This window comes from Rhodococcus sp. NPDC057135, from assembly GCF_042670865.1.
Classification (GTDB): Bacteria; Actinomycetota; Actinomycetes; order Mycobacteriales; family Mycobacteriaceae; genus Rhodococcus_F.
Window position 1 is genome coordinate 61,035 of record NZ_JBHUUU010000013.1, and the last position, 14,587, is coordinate 75,621.

14 protein-coding genes and 1 pseudogene are annotated in these 14,587 nt (G+C 60.2%); 4 read left to right on the top strand and 11 right to left on the bottom strand.

The genetic code is table 11. The annotated features are described in order from the left end of the window. Window positions 1-76: 76 nt before the first annotated feature. Window positions 77-955: a bile acid:sodium symporter family protein gene (locus ACFT1A_RS23075; RefSeq protein ID WP_378448928.1), complete on the bottom strand. Its 879-nt coding sequence runs from the start codon at window positions 953-955 to the stop codon at window positions 77-79. Window positions 956-1,087: 132 nt separating this feature from the next. On the opposite strand from ACFT1A_RS23075, the gene ACFT1A_RS23080 reads away from it, so the two are divergent. After that, window positions 1,088-1,360 carry a DUF2277 domain-containing protein gene (locus ACFT1A_RS23080; protein ID WP_003945457.1) on the top strand — a complete coding sequence of 91 codons (273 nt, stop codon included), beginning with the start codon at window positions 1,088-1,090 and terminating at the stop codon, window positions 1,358-1,360. Between the two features lie 5 nt (window positions 1,361-1,365). Then, window positions 1,366-2,787, top strand: coding sequence for an alpha/beta hydrolase (locus tag ACFT1A_RS23085; RefSeq protein WP_378448929.1), 1,422 nt, complete (start codon window positions 1,366-1,368; stop codon window positions 2,785-2,787). 234 nt (window positions 2,788-3,021) lie between these two features. Here ACFT1A_RS23085 and ACFT1A_RS23090 read toward each other — a convergent pair whose 3' ends face one another. Beyond that, window positions 3,022-3,978, bottom strand: a complete 957-nt coding sequence (locus ACFT1A_RS23090) for an SMI1/KNR4 family protein (RefSeq protein ID WP_378448930.1) — start codon at window positions 3,976-3,978, stop codon at window positions 3,022-3,024. A gap of 89 nt (window positions 3,979-4,067) precedes the next feature. On the opposite strand from ACFT1A_RS23090, the gene ACFT1A_RS23095 reads away from it, so the two are divergent. Then, entirely contained in the window at window positions 4,068-4,655 is a 588-nt protein-coding gene (locus ACFT1A_RS23095; protein WP_378448931.1) for a hypothetical protein, read from the top strand. A gap of 101 nt (window positions 4,656-4,756) precedes the next feature. Next, window positions 4,757-5,248, top strand: coding sequence for an NUDIX domain-containing protein (locus ACFT1A_RS23100; RefSeq protein WP_378448932.1), 492 nt, complete (start codon window positions 4,757-4,759; stop codon window positions 5,246-5,248). A 367-nt stretch (window positions 5,249-5,615) separates the two neighbouring features. On the opposite strand, the pseudogene ACFT1A_RS23105 reads toward ACFT1A_RS23100, so the two are convergent. From ACFT1A_RS23105 to ACFT1A_RS23145, 9 genes and pseudogenes are all read right to left on the bottom strand, one after another. Beyond that, window positions 5,616-5,942, bottom strand: a pseudogene (locus tag ACFT1A_RS23105) (transglycosylase family protein); the annotation flags it as partial. Between the two features lie 489 nt (window positions 5,943-6,431). Next, window positions 6,432-7,337, bottom strand: a complete 906-nt coding sequence (locus tag ACFT1A_RS23110) for an oxygenase MpaB family protein (protein WP_378448933.1) — start codon at window positions 7,335-7,337, stop codon at window positions 6,432-6,434. A 24-nt stretch (window positions 7,338-7,361) separates the two neighbouring features. Next, window positions 7,362-7,919, bottom strand: a complete 558-nt coding sequence (locus ACFT1A_RS23115) for a mce associated protein mas1a (protein WP_378448934.1) — start codon at window positions 7,917-7,919, stop codon at window positions 7,362-7,364. Continuing rightward, window positions 7,906-9,126: an MlaD family protein gene (locus tag ACFT1A_RS23120; RefSeq protein WP_378448935.1), complete on the bottom strand. Its 1,221-nt coding sequence runs from the start codon at window positions 9,124-9,126 to the stop codon at window positions 7,906-7,908. Before ACFT1A_RS23120 ends, ACFT1A_RS23115 begins: the two co-directional genes overlap by 14 nt. After that, the gene (locus ACFT1A_RS23125) at window positions 9,123-10,187 is read right to left on the bottom strand and encodes an MCE family protein (protein ID WP_378448936.1); all 1,065 of its coding nucleotides are present in this window, start codon (window positions 10,185-10,187) and stop codon (window positions 9,123-9,125) included. Before ACFT1A_RS23125 ends, ACFT1A_RS23120 begins: the two co-directional genes overlap by 4 nt. Further along, complete coding sequence (locus ACFT1A_RS23130) at window positions 10,184-11,281, bottom strand: MCE family protein (RefSeq protein WP_378448937.1); 1,098 nt, start codon at window positions 11,279-11,281, stop codon at window positions 10,184-10,186. Before ACFT1A_RS23130 ends, ACFT1A_RS23125 begins: the two co-directional genes overlap by 4 nt. After that, entirely contained in the window at window positions 11,278-12,333 is a 1,056-nt protein-coding gene (locus ACFT1A_RS23135; protein ID WP_378448995.1) for an MCE family protein, read from the bottom strand. The genes ACFT1A_RS23130 and ACFT1A_RS23135 overlap by 4 nt, the downstream gene beginning before the upstream one ends. Continuing rightward, complete coding sequence (locus ACFT1A_RS23140) at window positions 12,333-13,364, bottom strand: MCE family protein (protein ID WP_378448938.1); 1,032 nt, start codon at window positions 13,362-13,364, stop codon at window positions 12,333-12,335. The genes ACFT1A_RS23135 and ACFT1A_RS23140 overlap by 1 nt, the downstream gene beginning before the upstream one ends. Continuing rightward, the gene (locus ACFT1A_RS23145) at window positions 13,361-14,584 is read right to left on the bottom strand and encodes an MCE family protein (protein WP_378448939.1); all 1,224 of its coding nucleotides are present in this window, start codon (window positions 14,582-14,584) and stop codon (window positions 13,361-13,363) included. Before ACFT1A_RS23145 ends, ACFT1A_RS23140 begins: the two co-directional genes overlap by 4 nt. Window positions 14,585-14,587: the final 3 nt, after the last annotated feature.

Consider the following 14,587-nt stretch of genomic DNA (forward strand, 5'->3'; position numbering starts at 1 on the left):
GATACCCTTCGGTCTGAGTCCGTATCGATCGTAGGGTTGGCGATACCAGATCACCTATATCGAAAACCGCCTGATATTAGTCGATTTCGGCCATCGTCCGTGACTTGCGGGTGATGGTGGCGCCGAAGGCAGCGGCGAGCGGGAACATGAGAACGCCGTACACCGCGGCCGGTACTGCCAATTGCACGTTGTCGAGAAGACTGACGGCGATGGTGATCGCCAACGTGCTGTTGTGGATGCCGATCTCCATGGAACTGGCGATGGCCTGACGGTCCTCGATGCCGAAGATTCGGGGAACGATGTAACCGATCGAGAGGCTCAGCAGGCAGAACAGCGCAGCGACGACGCCGATGTCGACGAGATAGTCCGCGATGTTGTCGCGCTCGGATACAACCGTTCCGACGATCACCAGCGCGAGAACAATCGCGGATCCGATGCGGACGGGCTTGTCCATGCGCTCGGCAAAGGCGCTCGAGCGCAACCGAACCCACATTCCGAGGGCGACCGGAATCAGGACGACGGCAAAGACCTGGAGGACCTTCGTGAACTGAAGTCCGAGAGTGCCGTCCGCGTCCTCGGGTTCGAAGTAACCCAACGCGAAGTTGGTGATCAACGGAAGGGTTACCACCGCGATCACCGAATTGACCGCAGTCAGTGTCACATTGAGGGCAACGTCGCCGCGAAACAGGTGGCTGAACAGGTTTGCCGTGGTGCCGCCCGGTGATGCGGCGAGGAGCATCATGCCGACGGCGAGTAGTGGGTCGAGGTCGAACAAGGTGACCAAGCCGAAGGCTGCGGCCGGCAGCAACAGCAATTGACAGATCAGAGCGATCGAGACGGCCTTGGGCGCTTTTGCCACGCGGGCAAAATCTCCGACTGTCAGGGAAAGCCCGAGGCCGAACATGATGATGGCGAGTGCGGCGGGGAGACCGACCGAGGTGAGTGCTGAGTCCATGAGTTAGTGGCTACTTCCAGTCACTGGGGGAATTTCACTGAAACTACCGTGATGCCCGGATCTGCGTGGCAGTTTGGATACATTGATGTATCGAACCGTGACGGCGTCGGTGAGCAGGGTTATCGTCGAATTATGTGCCGAAACATCACTGAACTTCGTGGACTCGAGCCCGCAGCTACGCCGGAGGAAATCGAGGCAGCCTCTCGCCAATACGTACGTAAGGTGAGCGGAATAGCCAAGGTGTCCGACGCCAACCGAGATGCCTTCGAACAGGCAGTGCGTGAGGTAACCGAAACGACGACGCGCCTGCTCAGCGCCCTGCCGCCTCGTAGGCAGCCACCTCAGACGGTCCCGCCGTTGCGTCGTCCGGAAGTACAGGCTCGGATCGCAGCTCGCTCGTCCTGACTCGAGTGGATCTCACAGATATCGACGTATGGGACGTCGAAGCTTTGGATCAGCTGTCCGCTGGGCTCGAAGGCGTTCTGGTCGCTCATCGCGTCCGCGACATCCGTCGACGGCTGAATACGCTGCGCAAAGAAGCCGTCGCCGACGACTTGCATATTCGCCAGGACGGAACCGTCTCTGCGGTTGCGCCCATCGCGGACGGACACCCGCTCCACGTGCACGCCCAACTGCTCGAGGTTGCCGTTCGCGAACTGATCGGTGAGGCACTGCTGGTCAGCGCGGATCTTCATCATGCGTTGTCGCTTCGGTCCCAGGTCGGCACCGACCTCCGTGACAAGGCTGTGCGCGTGGGAGAGGAGTGGCGAGCATTCAGCCCTGATCGGCAGCGTCAGATGTTGCGCCATGCACCCAGTCTGATTGCCAACCTCGACGGCATTCCCGCAGCGGTGCGAAGTCCCGCTAATCTCGATCGGATTCAATCAGAACGAGCACGGCTGCAAGATGATTCGGTGCGAATCTCGCAAGAACTTCACCGTGAGTTCTTCGGTGGCAGGCTGAGTAACACCGGGGCGGGCCAGTGGTATGCCGAACGTAAACTCGAGGATTTGGACGCGCTCGACGAGTTGTTTCACGCCGAACCTTGTCGACGGTTACTGCTCATGGACATGCGCTCGGGTGAACGAGGATTTGCCGCGATTGCGATCGGTGATCCGGACACAGCGGATCACATCTCCGTGACGATTCCCGGATTGAACACCAACGTCAAGGACTCGATGCGCGGAATGGTCGGCGAGGCAACACGATTGCGAGCCGAGGCAATGCGCCAACTCGATCTGGCCGGTCGAAAGGAAAGCGTGGCAACGATCGCCTGGATCGGATACGACGCGCCACAGGTCATCGGGCCGGGAAAATTCGACATCGGTCGCGCCAGCTTCGACGTCAGTCGATCGTCGAAGGCAGGCATAGCCGCCGACGCATTGGGTAGCTTTTTTCACGGTCTTCGTTCTGCGTCGGTCAACGAACGCGTCCATATCACCGCGTTGGGGCACTCTTACGGTTCGCTTGCGACTTCTCTTGCGTTGCAACGTGGTGCCAGCGCCGCAGTCGACGACGTGGTCTTCTACGGTTCACCCGGAGTGCGGGCCAAGGTGGAGTCAGACCTCGGTATCGCCGACCGTCATGTCTACGTCATGAAAGCGGAAGGCGACAGTATCGCGGGGTTCGGCCGTTTCGGCGGCGATCCGACGCGCACCGAGTTCCATCGGTTGTCCACGGCCGAAGGGATCACCCCGGACGGAGTGAAGCACGAGCGGGCGTTCGGGCATGCGGAGTACGCGAGGACCGGAGACAACGGAGAACTGCGGATGTCGGGTTACAACCTCGCGGTTGTGGTTGCCGGACTTCCGGAGCTTGCTGTTATTGATTGATCGTGCCAACTGAGCGACCGCATGAATCGACTGGAACTATTTCGTGTGTAGAGATCTGTCCGATACGCCGACCCCGACCACATCGGCGTCGCTCGCCGTACTTTGGCGTCCCACGTCGACCCGGAACTGCGCGCCTGGATCGAATAAGCGCAACAACGTGGGACAAGTGCCGATCATTTAGGTCAACTCAGCAGAGTCTCTATGACAAGGAATCGCCTTACGTGCCAAGAGAAGTCAGTCGTCGACTATGAGTTCGAATCCTCCTGGAGGCATTTCGTGGACGATGACGTCGTTCTCGACTCCGGTCACGATCGTCAGGTAAAACCTGGGCACTCCGTCTATCTGGACATAGGAGTTCACGGTCACCCCGCGCTGGCGCGGAACCTGCCGAAATATCGTTTCGCCGCCCTGCACATGCGAACCGGGGTGGAGGGACTGCGCAGTGTCGAGGACAGACTTGCGGACCGCGTCGAGGTCGATGAGGTCGTCATCTGAATTGACCAGCGAAGGCTGAAAGTCCTTCAGCGGAAACGGAAGGTGCAGCGGTATCGGGCTCGGCTGGGGATGTGGGATCGGCTGATCCGAAAAGTCGACGTCCCAGGCCAGCACGCCGTCAGTGACTGTCGGCATCAAGTACGAGTGCTCGGATCCTGACTCGATACTCCAACGAACTGAATCCACGTAGTCGGCCAGAGAGACGAAAAGGAAGCCGCCTTCGTCGGCGGCTTCGGCGGCGAAATAGCGGATGCAGCCGTGGTGTCGGCCACTTCGGGTGTCGACGTAGAGAAAATCGCCGGCCCCGTCCTCGGCGAACGGAATGTAGGTAGGGAGGAACATCTCTGCAGTTTCACCTGCGTGTTGTGCTCGAACTGTGATGGGCCAGTCGGGTCCGAGGTAGTCGACGGGATGCAATTGTTCACGGCAGAGTCTGTGCGTGGAAACCACATGGTCCAGTGAAAGCAGTTCCACTCCCGGTAGGGCTTCGCCGACGAACTGGTTGTCGTCGGAGCGGAAGGGCTGGCCGTCATGCAGGGCAAAGAACTCGCGTAGCTCCTCCGGCCATGGATTAGTGGCGCGTTCGGCGGTTTCCCGATCGGACCGAGTCCGAGGCGGACGCACCGCCGCGGCGGTGACCGGTGCACGGTCGCGGAGTACCTCCATGTAGGCGAGCCATGCGTCGGTAAGAGTCATGGCTTTAATTTATCGACAGAAATCCCACTACGAGATCGAACGCGGCCGTCAGATGTCCTGGATCAGTGAGGCCGGGATAGCGTGCATTCATGAGCGTTGAAGAGCACTGGCGCAGGCTCAACGGTTGGTGTCAGCGGGAAGCTCCGGTAACGGCTGCCGCTATCGACCCGCCCGCGCCAGTGGACGTCCTGAAATCCGTGGAAACATTTACGGGCAGGACGTGGCCGACCGAGCTACGGACGTGGTTCGGCTTGCAGAACGGAAACCCCGACGGAGGGCACTCCGCCCTGATATTTCCGGAGTTTCAACCGTTGCCTTTGGATCATGTCGCGTCTGTGTGGGAATCGATGACGACAGAGTGGGGAGAGACGACAACAGCCGTCGGCGGCATTGCTTTGCTTGATCAGCCCGCGGGAACGGTGGCTGACACGTTCTTGGCGGCGTACATACCCATAGCCGCCAACATTCGGGGCGATCTGTTGTTCGTCGATACGCGGGCCGGACAAGCGAGCGGATGTGTACGCGAATTCCTCGGGGACAGCGCCGACCAAGGGACAGCCTGGCCCTCTGTCGCCAGGCTGTTGGAGGACGTTGTTTTCGCGCTGGAGCACGGACAGCCATGCGGCGGTTGGATTCCGAGTGTCGACCAGGGCTGGTTGAGTTGGGATTTCCCCTAGGCTCACGACTTACGAGCGTGGAGCGCGACGGTGATTGGATGCTGATGGGAGTTCTGCACATCCGCCGTTCCAGGGCGCGAGCCGGGTTTTACAGTGTTCTCATGCGTCTGAGGCATTCGGCCAGGGGGTTGGTCGTTGACGACCAGTCCCGTCTTCTGCTCTACCGATTCATCGCGCCAGGGGGCGGGCTGACGGTCTGGTGTCCTCCAGGCGGCGGCTTGGAAAGAGACGAAACCCCGGCTGAGGCGCTCGCGCGCGAGTTGGACGAGGAGATCGGATTGCGCGACTACGGCGCCGCCACACACGTGTGGCATGAGGAGATCCGTGATCCGACGATATTGCCGGATTGGGACGGGGCGGTCAATGACTATTTCCTCGTGCCGGTACCGGTCGCATTCGATCCTTGTGGATCGTTGGGGCGCGAAGCGCTAGCCGCGGAGTTGGTCGAGCACTTCGAGTGGTGGAGCGTTGACCGCCTTCTGTCACACTGCGGTCGAGAAGTGTTCGGGCCACGCGATTTACCCGACCGATTCGCACGCCTGGTCAAGGATGGACCGCCGAGTTCGCCGGATCGATTTGTTCGGACACTGTGAGGGCTGCGAGGCATTCCCCTAATCGAGCATTTCAGCGCCGAAAGGTGGCTACGCTGGGCTTATGGAGCACTACGTGCGCAAGGAACCCATCCCGTACGCGTCTACGGCAGCCCCGGTCAGTTCTCGCGGCCGGTCCAGAAGGATGCTCCAAAGGTTGTCGATGATTCTTCGCGGGATGATGGGGGATCGGAAGGCGAGTCGATATACCTCGCTCGCTCCGCGTCATCCCGACGGATCACGCACCGCCGTAACATCTTTCAACAGTAGTGGTGGTGGGAAGTAGGTATCGGTGTACAACACTGCCCGGTAGCTGTCGAAATTTCGACGAGCACCGGGCAGCGACGCACTATATGAGCTGGGGTCAGCGGAGGTACTGTCCGCAAACCGGCCACGCACCGACGCCCTGACCTGCAAGGACGTTCTCCGCGACGCGGACCTGTTCTGCCTGGCTGGCGTTGGCTGCGGTGCCCGCTCCGCCGTAGGCTTCCCACGTGCTCTGGCTGAACTGGAGCCCGCCGTAGTAGCCGTTTCCGGTGTTCGCAGCCCAGTTGCCCGAGGATTCGCACTCAGCGACACCCGACCAGTCGTGGGTGGCTGCGGATGCGGTGCCTGCGCTCAGTCCAATGGCTCCGGCTGCGAGGGCTCCGGCTGCGGCGACAGAAGCAAGGGCGCGGGTAACGGTGGTCTTGGTCATTTGGGTAAATCCTCTCGAGTCACGCCGGCGGAGGACGGTGACCGTCTCAGCTCCGCTCCCACCACTAGGAAAGTTGTCGAATCCGAACCGCGGGGTGGGACTGGCGGTGGCGATTCGGTAATGCCCGGTTGATCGGGCTGTCACCAACCATAGGAGATGATTACGGATTGGTCACGGGTCGGCGTGTCGACACAGGTTCGTGCAACAGAAATGCATCAAAGAGTGTTTCCCCAGGTCGTCCGGCGATATGCCACCTCGCTCGGCGTTACATAATCGAGATAATGTGTGATGCAAGTCACCGATAAGGCGCCGTAAAGGCGTCGATATACAGCGAATATGTCGCCCGATTGGCTCGTTTTGCCGACTTTTCGACCCCGGTTATGGTCGCGCTGGAGCTCAAATCGAGGCTTGATGTGTTGTCGACCGACCGCCCCGATTTACCTGTGGGGCAGCAGAATTGATACGAGTATCGAGTTGTCGGCTCTACGATCAGACGAGATTCTTGCTCGCCTTGATCCGACGGCGGATGTCGCGCATCTGAATGGTGTTTCCGGCCTGACGGATGGAGCGTGGGATGAACCTGTTGACGAACGACACGAAGATGAAGAGGTGCTCGAATCGACGGCGGTCGTCTTCGGTCCACTCGAGGTCGAGTTGGTCGCGGTAGATCGGCGGAAGGAATCCGACCGTCAGGAACCGCAACAAGTTTCGGAACACCAGGCGTATCGGCCACGCGATCATCTGTAGATTGACCAGGTCGATCAGATATTGCTTGGTGCGTTCGTCGATGACGACGCGTTCGCAACCGAGATTCCAGTAGCGCTCGAAGTCTGCGCGGGTGGCCGGCCACATCTCTTCGGTGACCTGCAGTGTCGTTCCCAAAGTTGACGCGGACTGATAAAATGATTCCGCCTGCTCTTCGGACATCTTGCCGTGCAACAACTGATGGCTGTCTTCGAAGCCGATGAACAGGCAAGCGGCAACCCATAATTGGAGTTCGCGATTGAAGGCGTTGTATTTGACCGGGCTGTTCGCATCGGACTTCACCTGCCGGTGCACCGAGTTCACAGCCTCGCGGTAGGCCTTTCGCTCTTCCTCGTTGCCCAGGATCGCGACAGTGAGGTACTGCGTTGTGGTCCGTGCGCGCTTCCATGGATGCGCGGTCAGGGCACCCGATTCGACTTTGCTTTCCATGACGCCGTACGCCACCTCGGGCCAACCGAGTTGCAGGATGACATTGGCGGCGGCCCCTGCGAATGACCAGAAATCGAGTGCGTCGGTGATGTGTGCGGGTTTGCGGGCCCACCGCTTAGGCTCGGCCGTGATGGTGATGCGTGTCTGATCGGTTCGAAGAGACGACTCGGACTTTCCCGAATCCAGGTAGTGAGTGGGCATCGATCTTCCTCCGTGCGCGGTGAATTACTTGGTCTCGACGTTGCTCACGAGCCAGCGGTCGTCCGAACGAACCAGGGACACGACCATCCGGTACTTCTGTGTGTTTCCCTCTGGCGCGGCGACATTCTTGGCCTGTTGGTCGACGAACACGAGCACCTTGGCCGACGAATTGTCCAGCGATTCGATGCCGACGTCTGTTGCCGTCGCACTCGCCTGACCTTGGCCTCCAGCGACAACCTCGCGCAGTGAATCCACCATCGTTCGGTAGGTGCCGGCAAACTCGTCGGTCGACATCGACGCGATGGTGTCCTTGTTGGCGTCCAAGTTCTGATAGTCGAAGGAGGACATGATGGTCGAGTAATCCTGCGCGGTGTCCAGCGCTTCCTGTCGCAACGTGTCCTCCTCATTCACCGAATACATGTGAAATCCGAGCACCACCAATGCTGTGGCCAGTGCTACCGCAAACAGCGAGATCAGTGCGTTGCGAGGCTCTTTCAGCCGACGAAAGAACGACGGGGGAGTCGGATGTTCGGTCACCTCGGTTTCTGCTTCGTCGAGGAGTGCGCTCTCACCGTGTGCCATTTCCCAGTCCTTCCAACATCAATCTCCAGTAGTTCAAGGCGTCGACTCCGGTCGGAATCAGAATCGGATCCGCGACGACCGGCGGTCCGATCGGAGTGCCGGGGACAGTCGAGTTCTGCAATCCGAGGTCGTTCGGCCGCGGAGCATTCTGTGCTCCGCGTTGGACCAGGTCGTCGGCGGGTGGGCAGTACATCGCCAGACTCGGACTGGTGGGGGAGAGATCGCCTACCTCTCGTCTGGGGGTGTCGTAGTTGCACACCGGCCCCTGCGTGGCGACCAAGGCGAAATCAGCTCGATCGCCTTTGACGATGGATGCCAGCTTGGCGAGACCTTCGGGGATCGTGACCAGTCCGGCTTCCAGGGCGTCCGTGCGGTCGGAGATGATCGGAGCGACCGTGACGAGATTGGCCAGCACCGCCCCGAAAGTGTTGTGGTACTTGTCGAACAACTGCTGGGCGCTATTGAGGGCGGCGGGTGAATGGTCGGTGAGATAAATCAGCACCGGGGCGTTGGACTCGAGTTGTTCGGTGAAGTTCTTCGCTGCCGCCATTCCTCGGACGAACGAATCCGATTGTGTCGCCATGGAGTCCATCAGCGTGGAGGTCCGCGACAGCAGCGCGGCGAGTTCGGCCGACTGGTCGTTCAACTGCGCCGACATGGTCCCGCCGTTGTCGATCATCGTCGCCAAGCTCGGACCGAGCCCGTTGAACGAATTCCCCAGTTCGGTCCCGATGTCGCTGATCGCCTGCGGATCAATCCCTTCCAAGACGCCGGACGCCTGAAGCATCAACTGGCTCATCTGAACTGGCTGCTGATCTGCGGGCATGGCGATCTCGTCGCCGTCCCGAAGATACGGGCCGTGATCGGTGTTGGGGTAGATGTCGACATTCTGGATTCCCGCGGCAGTTCCCATCGTCACCTTGGCGACGCTGTCGGTGGGTATTTCGGTCTTGTCGTTGAGTGAGAGTTCCACGCGAGCGGATCGGGTGCTCGAATCGAGGACAACTTCACCGACTTTGCCGACCTGCACTCCGCGATACGTGACGACTGTGCCCTTGGTCAATCCGAAGGCGTCGGACATGTTGGCGTGCAATCTGATCTGACCACCAAAACCTTGAGGGCCCACCACGTACACGATTCCGAAAGGGATGACGACAACTGCGATCAGAGCGAACAGGACAAGTTGAACAAGCGCAAGGCGACTCAACGTGGACCTCCCTGAAGTAGATCGGTGAGAGTTCCCGCCGGCGCGATCGATTGTCCGGCCATGCCACCGGTCCAGAGTTTGTCGATCGTTCCCGGAATATCGAGGGCGCCGTCAAAAACGAGGTAGTCGCCTTGGACTGCGCCGGTGAAGTTTTCGAGCAGCCCGTTCATGTTCGCCAGCGTCTGACCGATCTCCGAGTTGAACGAATCCAGAGTCCCCACAACGGTCGACGCATCGTGCAGCATCGTGTCGAGCCCGTTGGGTGAGGAGTCGAGAATGGTGTTTGCGTTGGTGGCGAGCTGAACGGTCGAGTTCAAGAGGCTCGCAATCTGATCCTTCTGCCCCACGAGAATCGACACCACCTGTGGAACGGAATCGAGGTAGTTGTCGACGACTTCTTGTTGCCCGGCCAACTGCGAGGAGACCCGGGCAGCGAGGTCGACGGCCTCGTCGAACTCACTTCGGTGACTGCTTGCCTCTGCCATGAGCGAGGTCAGGGTGTCGGTCAGAGAACGAACTTCACCTGAGCGCCCGGAAAACGCGGTGTTCAGTTCGCGTACGACGGTATCGAGTTGATCGATGCCGCTGCCGGTCAGAACCGTACCGAGGGTGGCAAGTGCACTTTCGACCTGCGGACCGATCTCGGTGCGAGACTCCGGAATTGTATCGCCGTCGCTCAGCGTAGAACCGGACGGAACCTCCGGCAGCAGCAGTCGAATGAACGGGTTTCCCAGTGCGGACGGGAGTTCGACGGAGGCCTCGACGTTGTCCGGCAACTGCGTCGCAGCGTCCAGACTCAGTGTCACGTCGGCTCCGACGACGTCGGCTGACAGTGCGGATACTCGACCGATGACTTTCTGGCCGCTGCGGACGTCTGCTCCCAACACCAGGCCGTCAGCGCCGGCCAGTTGTAGCGACACGGTGTACGCGTCACCGTCGGCCGAACGACCCAGCGGAAGGTCCTGAATGCCTGCGCTGCAGCCGCCGAAGGCGAACACAGCCGCACAACCCATACCGATGATCGCGACGCCGGCGACTATCCGAACCGATTGCCTCGTCAATTGCCACCTCCGGGGACGGCGCCGCCGGAAATCGCGGAGGCGATGCCGAGCGGATCAGAAGTGCTGAGGGGGAAGGAAATCGGATTCGTGAACCCGGCACCGGTGCAGATCGGCAACTTGTACGCGTCGCACAGTGGCTTGGCGACGGCGAACTGAGTCAATGCAGTCGAGACATTGAGCCGAATGCGTCCGCGCTGATCAGGGCCGATAGTTTGGGAGAGGTTCTGCATCATCAACGGCACCAGGTCCATGAACTCGGCGAGGCCAGGTTGTTTGGCAGCCAGAGTGTCACCGAGAACTCTCACGTTGTCGGCTATGGCACCGACATCGTCGCCGTGAGTTGTCATGAAGCCGTTCAGTTGATCGAAGACGACCTGCAGATCCTGCAGCGGTTGGGAGATGTCCATGTTCTGGCTCGCCCACTGATCGCCCAATTCGCCGAGGTCACCGACAAGTTCGTCCAAGCTGACCTGCCGAGTGTCCAACGCATTCATCAAGGTATTGAGATTGTCGACGAGTGCACCGATGTCTTCCGACCGAGCGCCGACAACGCCGGTGGCCGTGCTGAGGTTGCGAATGGCGGTGTTGAATTGATCGCCCTGACCCTGCCACCCGGCGGCGCCGCGGCTCACGAGATCGCCGAGATTGCCACCGTCCCCGGCAAATGCGTCGGCCAAGGTGCTGACGCTTCCCATCAACCCGTCGAAATCTATGGGGGAGTGGGCACGTTCGATCGGAATCTCGTCGCCGTCTTTGAGCGTCTCTCCACCGGTGTAAGCCGGGCCGAGTTCGATGTGGCGATCGCTGATCACCGACGGATTGAGAACATAGGCCGAAGCGTCGGCGGGCAGATCGACGGAGTTGGGCATCGACATCGCTACTCGAACAGAAGTTCCGCGAGGTTCCACCGACGTGACCGTCCCGACGCCGACCCCGAGGACGGTGACCTTACTTCCCTCGTAAATTCCACCGACGTAACTGAAATCGGCGTAGACAGTCTTGGACTGATCGGTTCGTCCGAAGATGTACCAACCGGGCAGGGCGATCGCCAGGGTCACGACCAGCATGGCGGTGACGGCTTTTCGTGTATTCACTTGCAGCCCTCCATGATGCCGAGCGCGCAGAGCAGATTGTCCGGGATCACGGCTGCCGGGGCGTTGACATCGGTCCAATTGCCGGTGCCGGTGGAGTCGGTGACCGAACGCAGAGCGGACGGAAGACGAGTCAACAGCAGGTCGATCTGATCGGCGTTGTTCTTCAGCGTGGTGGTGACTGCGACGAGGTTGTCGGTCATTGCTCCGAACTCGTCCTGACGGTCTGTGAACGTCGTCGAGAGCTTCGAGATGATGATTGTCAGGTTGTCGACCAACTGAGTCAACGCGTCCTTGCGGACGGCCAGAGTACGCACGATCGTCTGAGCGTTTGCGGCGGTGCCGACAATCGAATCGGTTTGTGCCACTGCCATGTCGGACAGCTCGCGGGACATCGTGATGATCTGGTCGATCTGTTCACCATTCTGCGCGAAAGCCGCCGAGGCTCCACTGATTCCGGCCAGAGCCCGCCCGACTTGATCGGAATCCGTCGGAATCACCTGCGAAAGGGTGTTCATCATGGACTCCATCGCCTGTAGGTCGACGCCGGTGGCCGCGTTGGTGGCATCACTGCTGACGTCATCGAGGCTGTACGGCACCGTAGTGCGGGAAAGCGGAATGACCCGCCCATCGGAGTCGTCGACCACTCCGGCCGGCACGATCTCGAGGTAGCGCTTGCCCAAGACCGTCTTGAGCCTGACCGTCGCCGTGCTCTGGTTTCCCAAGGGCTGATCTTTGTCCAGGCGGAAGTTGACGACCACGTGGTCGCCGGCAAGGTCGATCGAATCCACGCGGCCCGCGGGAACTCCGGCCACGTAGACGGGATCGGTATCGGAAAGCCCGCTGGCATTGGCGAACTCGGCTATGTACGCCGACGTGCGGACGTTGTACCAGAGTTTCGGAATACCCAGTGCTGCTGCGAGTCCCACCACCAGAACGAAGATTCCGAGACTACCCAGAGCGAGAGCAGTGCCGCTACCGCTGCGTCGGCGATCCCCTTTGAACAGGAAGAGCATGATGCCGACGAACACGTCGATCAGCTTGACCAGAAACATCATGAGCACACCGGCGAATGCGTCGGCCCGAAGATGTTGGCTTCCATGTCGCCTGCCTTCAGAGTGAAATTACACAGATACAGGCTGATGAAACTTCCGTAACTTCCGATACGGTTGGCGGCGTCGGCGAACTGGGGAAGGTTGGCGAGAAGTCTGTTGAACTCGTCGGTGCTCGCAATCCAACTGCCGGTGACACTTTCGAGTTGTTGTACGGTCTGACCGAATGCGCCGTTCGACCCGGCCATGATCTGAGCCAGCGACGAGACAGTGCGGTTTCCCTGATCCAACAGCGAGACCAGTTGATCGTTCTGCCCGACGACGGAGGTGCTCAGGCTGTTCAAACCGTCCAGTAGACCGACCAATTCGGGTTGACGCTCGTCGACGGAAGTGAGAAGAGTGTTCATGTTCGTGAGTAGTTGCGCGAAGACGTCCTGACGGTCGACCAGGCCGGAGCTCATGGTCGCGATCTGGTCGAGCAGGGTGGTCATTGCCTGGCCCTGGCCGTTGAAGGTTTCGACAAAACTTCGTGTCAGAGTGTTCACCTGCTCGGGTTGCAGTGCGGCGAACAACGGTTTGAAGCCGTTCATCAGTGCGGTCAAGTTGATCGGCGGTGTTGTCTGCGCCAGCGGTATCGTGCTACCAGGTTCGAGCCGTTGTGCGGATACCGTTGCCTCGCTGTCATCCTGGGTCAGTGCCAGATATCGAGCACCGAGCATGTCGCCGTAGCGCACGGCGGCACGGACATCCGACTCGATCGAATATTGCGACTCGATGTCGACCTCGACGATCGCCTTGCTCGTGCCGCCGCCGTTGTCGGCAAACGCAACCGAGTCCACGCGGCCGATACGCACACCCGACATCGTTACCGGGTTGCCAGGGTTGAGTCCTTCGACGTCGGTGAACTCGAACGAGTACGAATCAGTGCTTCCGCGCACCGGGACCGACAGCGTGTTCGCCACGAACGACGCACAGGCGACGCCGGTGATGCAGAAGAGTGATAACCGAATGACCTGGCCAGGACGAACCTTCACGGGACGGTCACCTCGTTACCTCTGACCATCGGCCCCAACATCAGTGTTGTTGCCGGGTTGGGGGCGTCCGACTGCTCCGGCGAGCCGCCGAGTAGTCGATCTTCGAGGAAACGCAGTGTGGCGGCTTCGGCTTCGCCACCAACGACTGGGGTAGTGACGGGTTGTGCAGGCGTCAGGTTGGAGCCGGAACACTGTGCTCCGCGCGAGTTCCCGTACTGTGGGCAATCATCGCCTGTGTACGGGAGCGGTTCGGCGAACGTGGCAACTGCTGTGATGTCGAACTTTCCGGTAGCGAAGACTCGCGCACCGGAGGCGCCGAACGTACTGGCATTGGCAAGAGTGGAACGCAGTCCTTCGGGATTTGCCGCGGTGGTTGCGAGTATCTTTCCGGCGGAATCGATCACGGTGATGATGTTGCTGTTGTTCTCTGCGACAAAATCGTCGACGGTAGCGGCGAAGACTGCGGCCGCGCCGATCGAGGTCTCGAGATTTGCTCTGTTGGCGACCATGCTGTTCGAGACGGATGTAGCGGCCGCCAAGGTATCGAGAATGTCGGGGGTTGCGCGGTCCAATGCGTCGATGACAGATCGGAATTCCGGAGTGGATTGCAGGAATTGGTGTGCAGCGGGAGCCAGTACTCCGGCAGCAGCACTGAGATTGTCTATCGTGGTGCCTATTTCGGCCCCGTTTCCGTCCAGGGCTTGACCGAGAGCGGTCAGAGCCGTGTGAAGTTTTTCGGGTTGCATTGCTGTGAGGACTCCGACCAACTTGGTGTACACGTCATAGAGGGCGACGGCCTCGGGTCCGTCGTCCATGCGGATCTCGTCTCCGTCCACGAGAGTTGTTCGGCCGTGCGGCGCCGGGTTGTCCACGAGCTGCATGTAGATGTCACCGAAGAACGTGCGTGGAACAACGCGAGCCATCACGTCGGCGGGAATCTTCGATGCATCCTCAGTCTGTATCTGTAGTTGCACCACGGATTCTGTGGTACCTGATTCGATTTCGCCGATTCGGCCGATGTTGACCCCGTGGTACCGGACCGGTGCCTCGCCGCTGATCAGGCCCGCCGTGGCTGGAACAGCCACGAACACGTCGGTGCTCTGCTCGAGGTTTCCGGATCCACGCAGCACCATCGTTACTGCTGCTACGACGGCCACCACGACGGCGATCGCGCCACGCAGTGCGTAGACGACCTTCGTGCGTGTAGTGAGTCTGTCCACGGC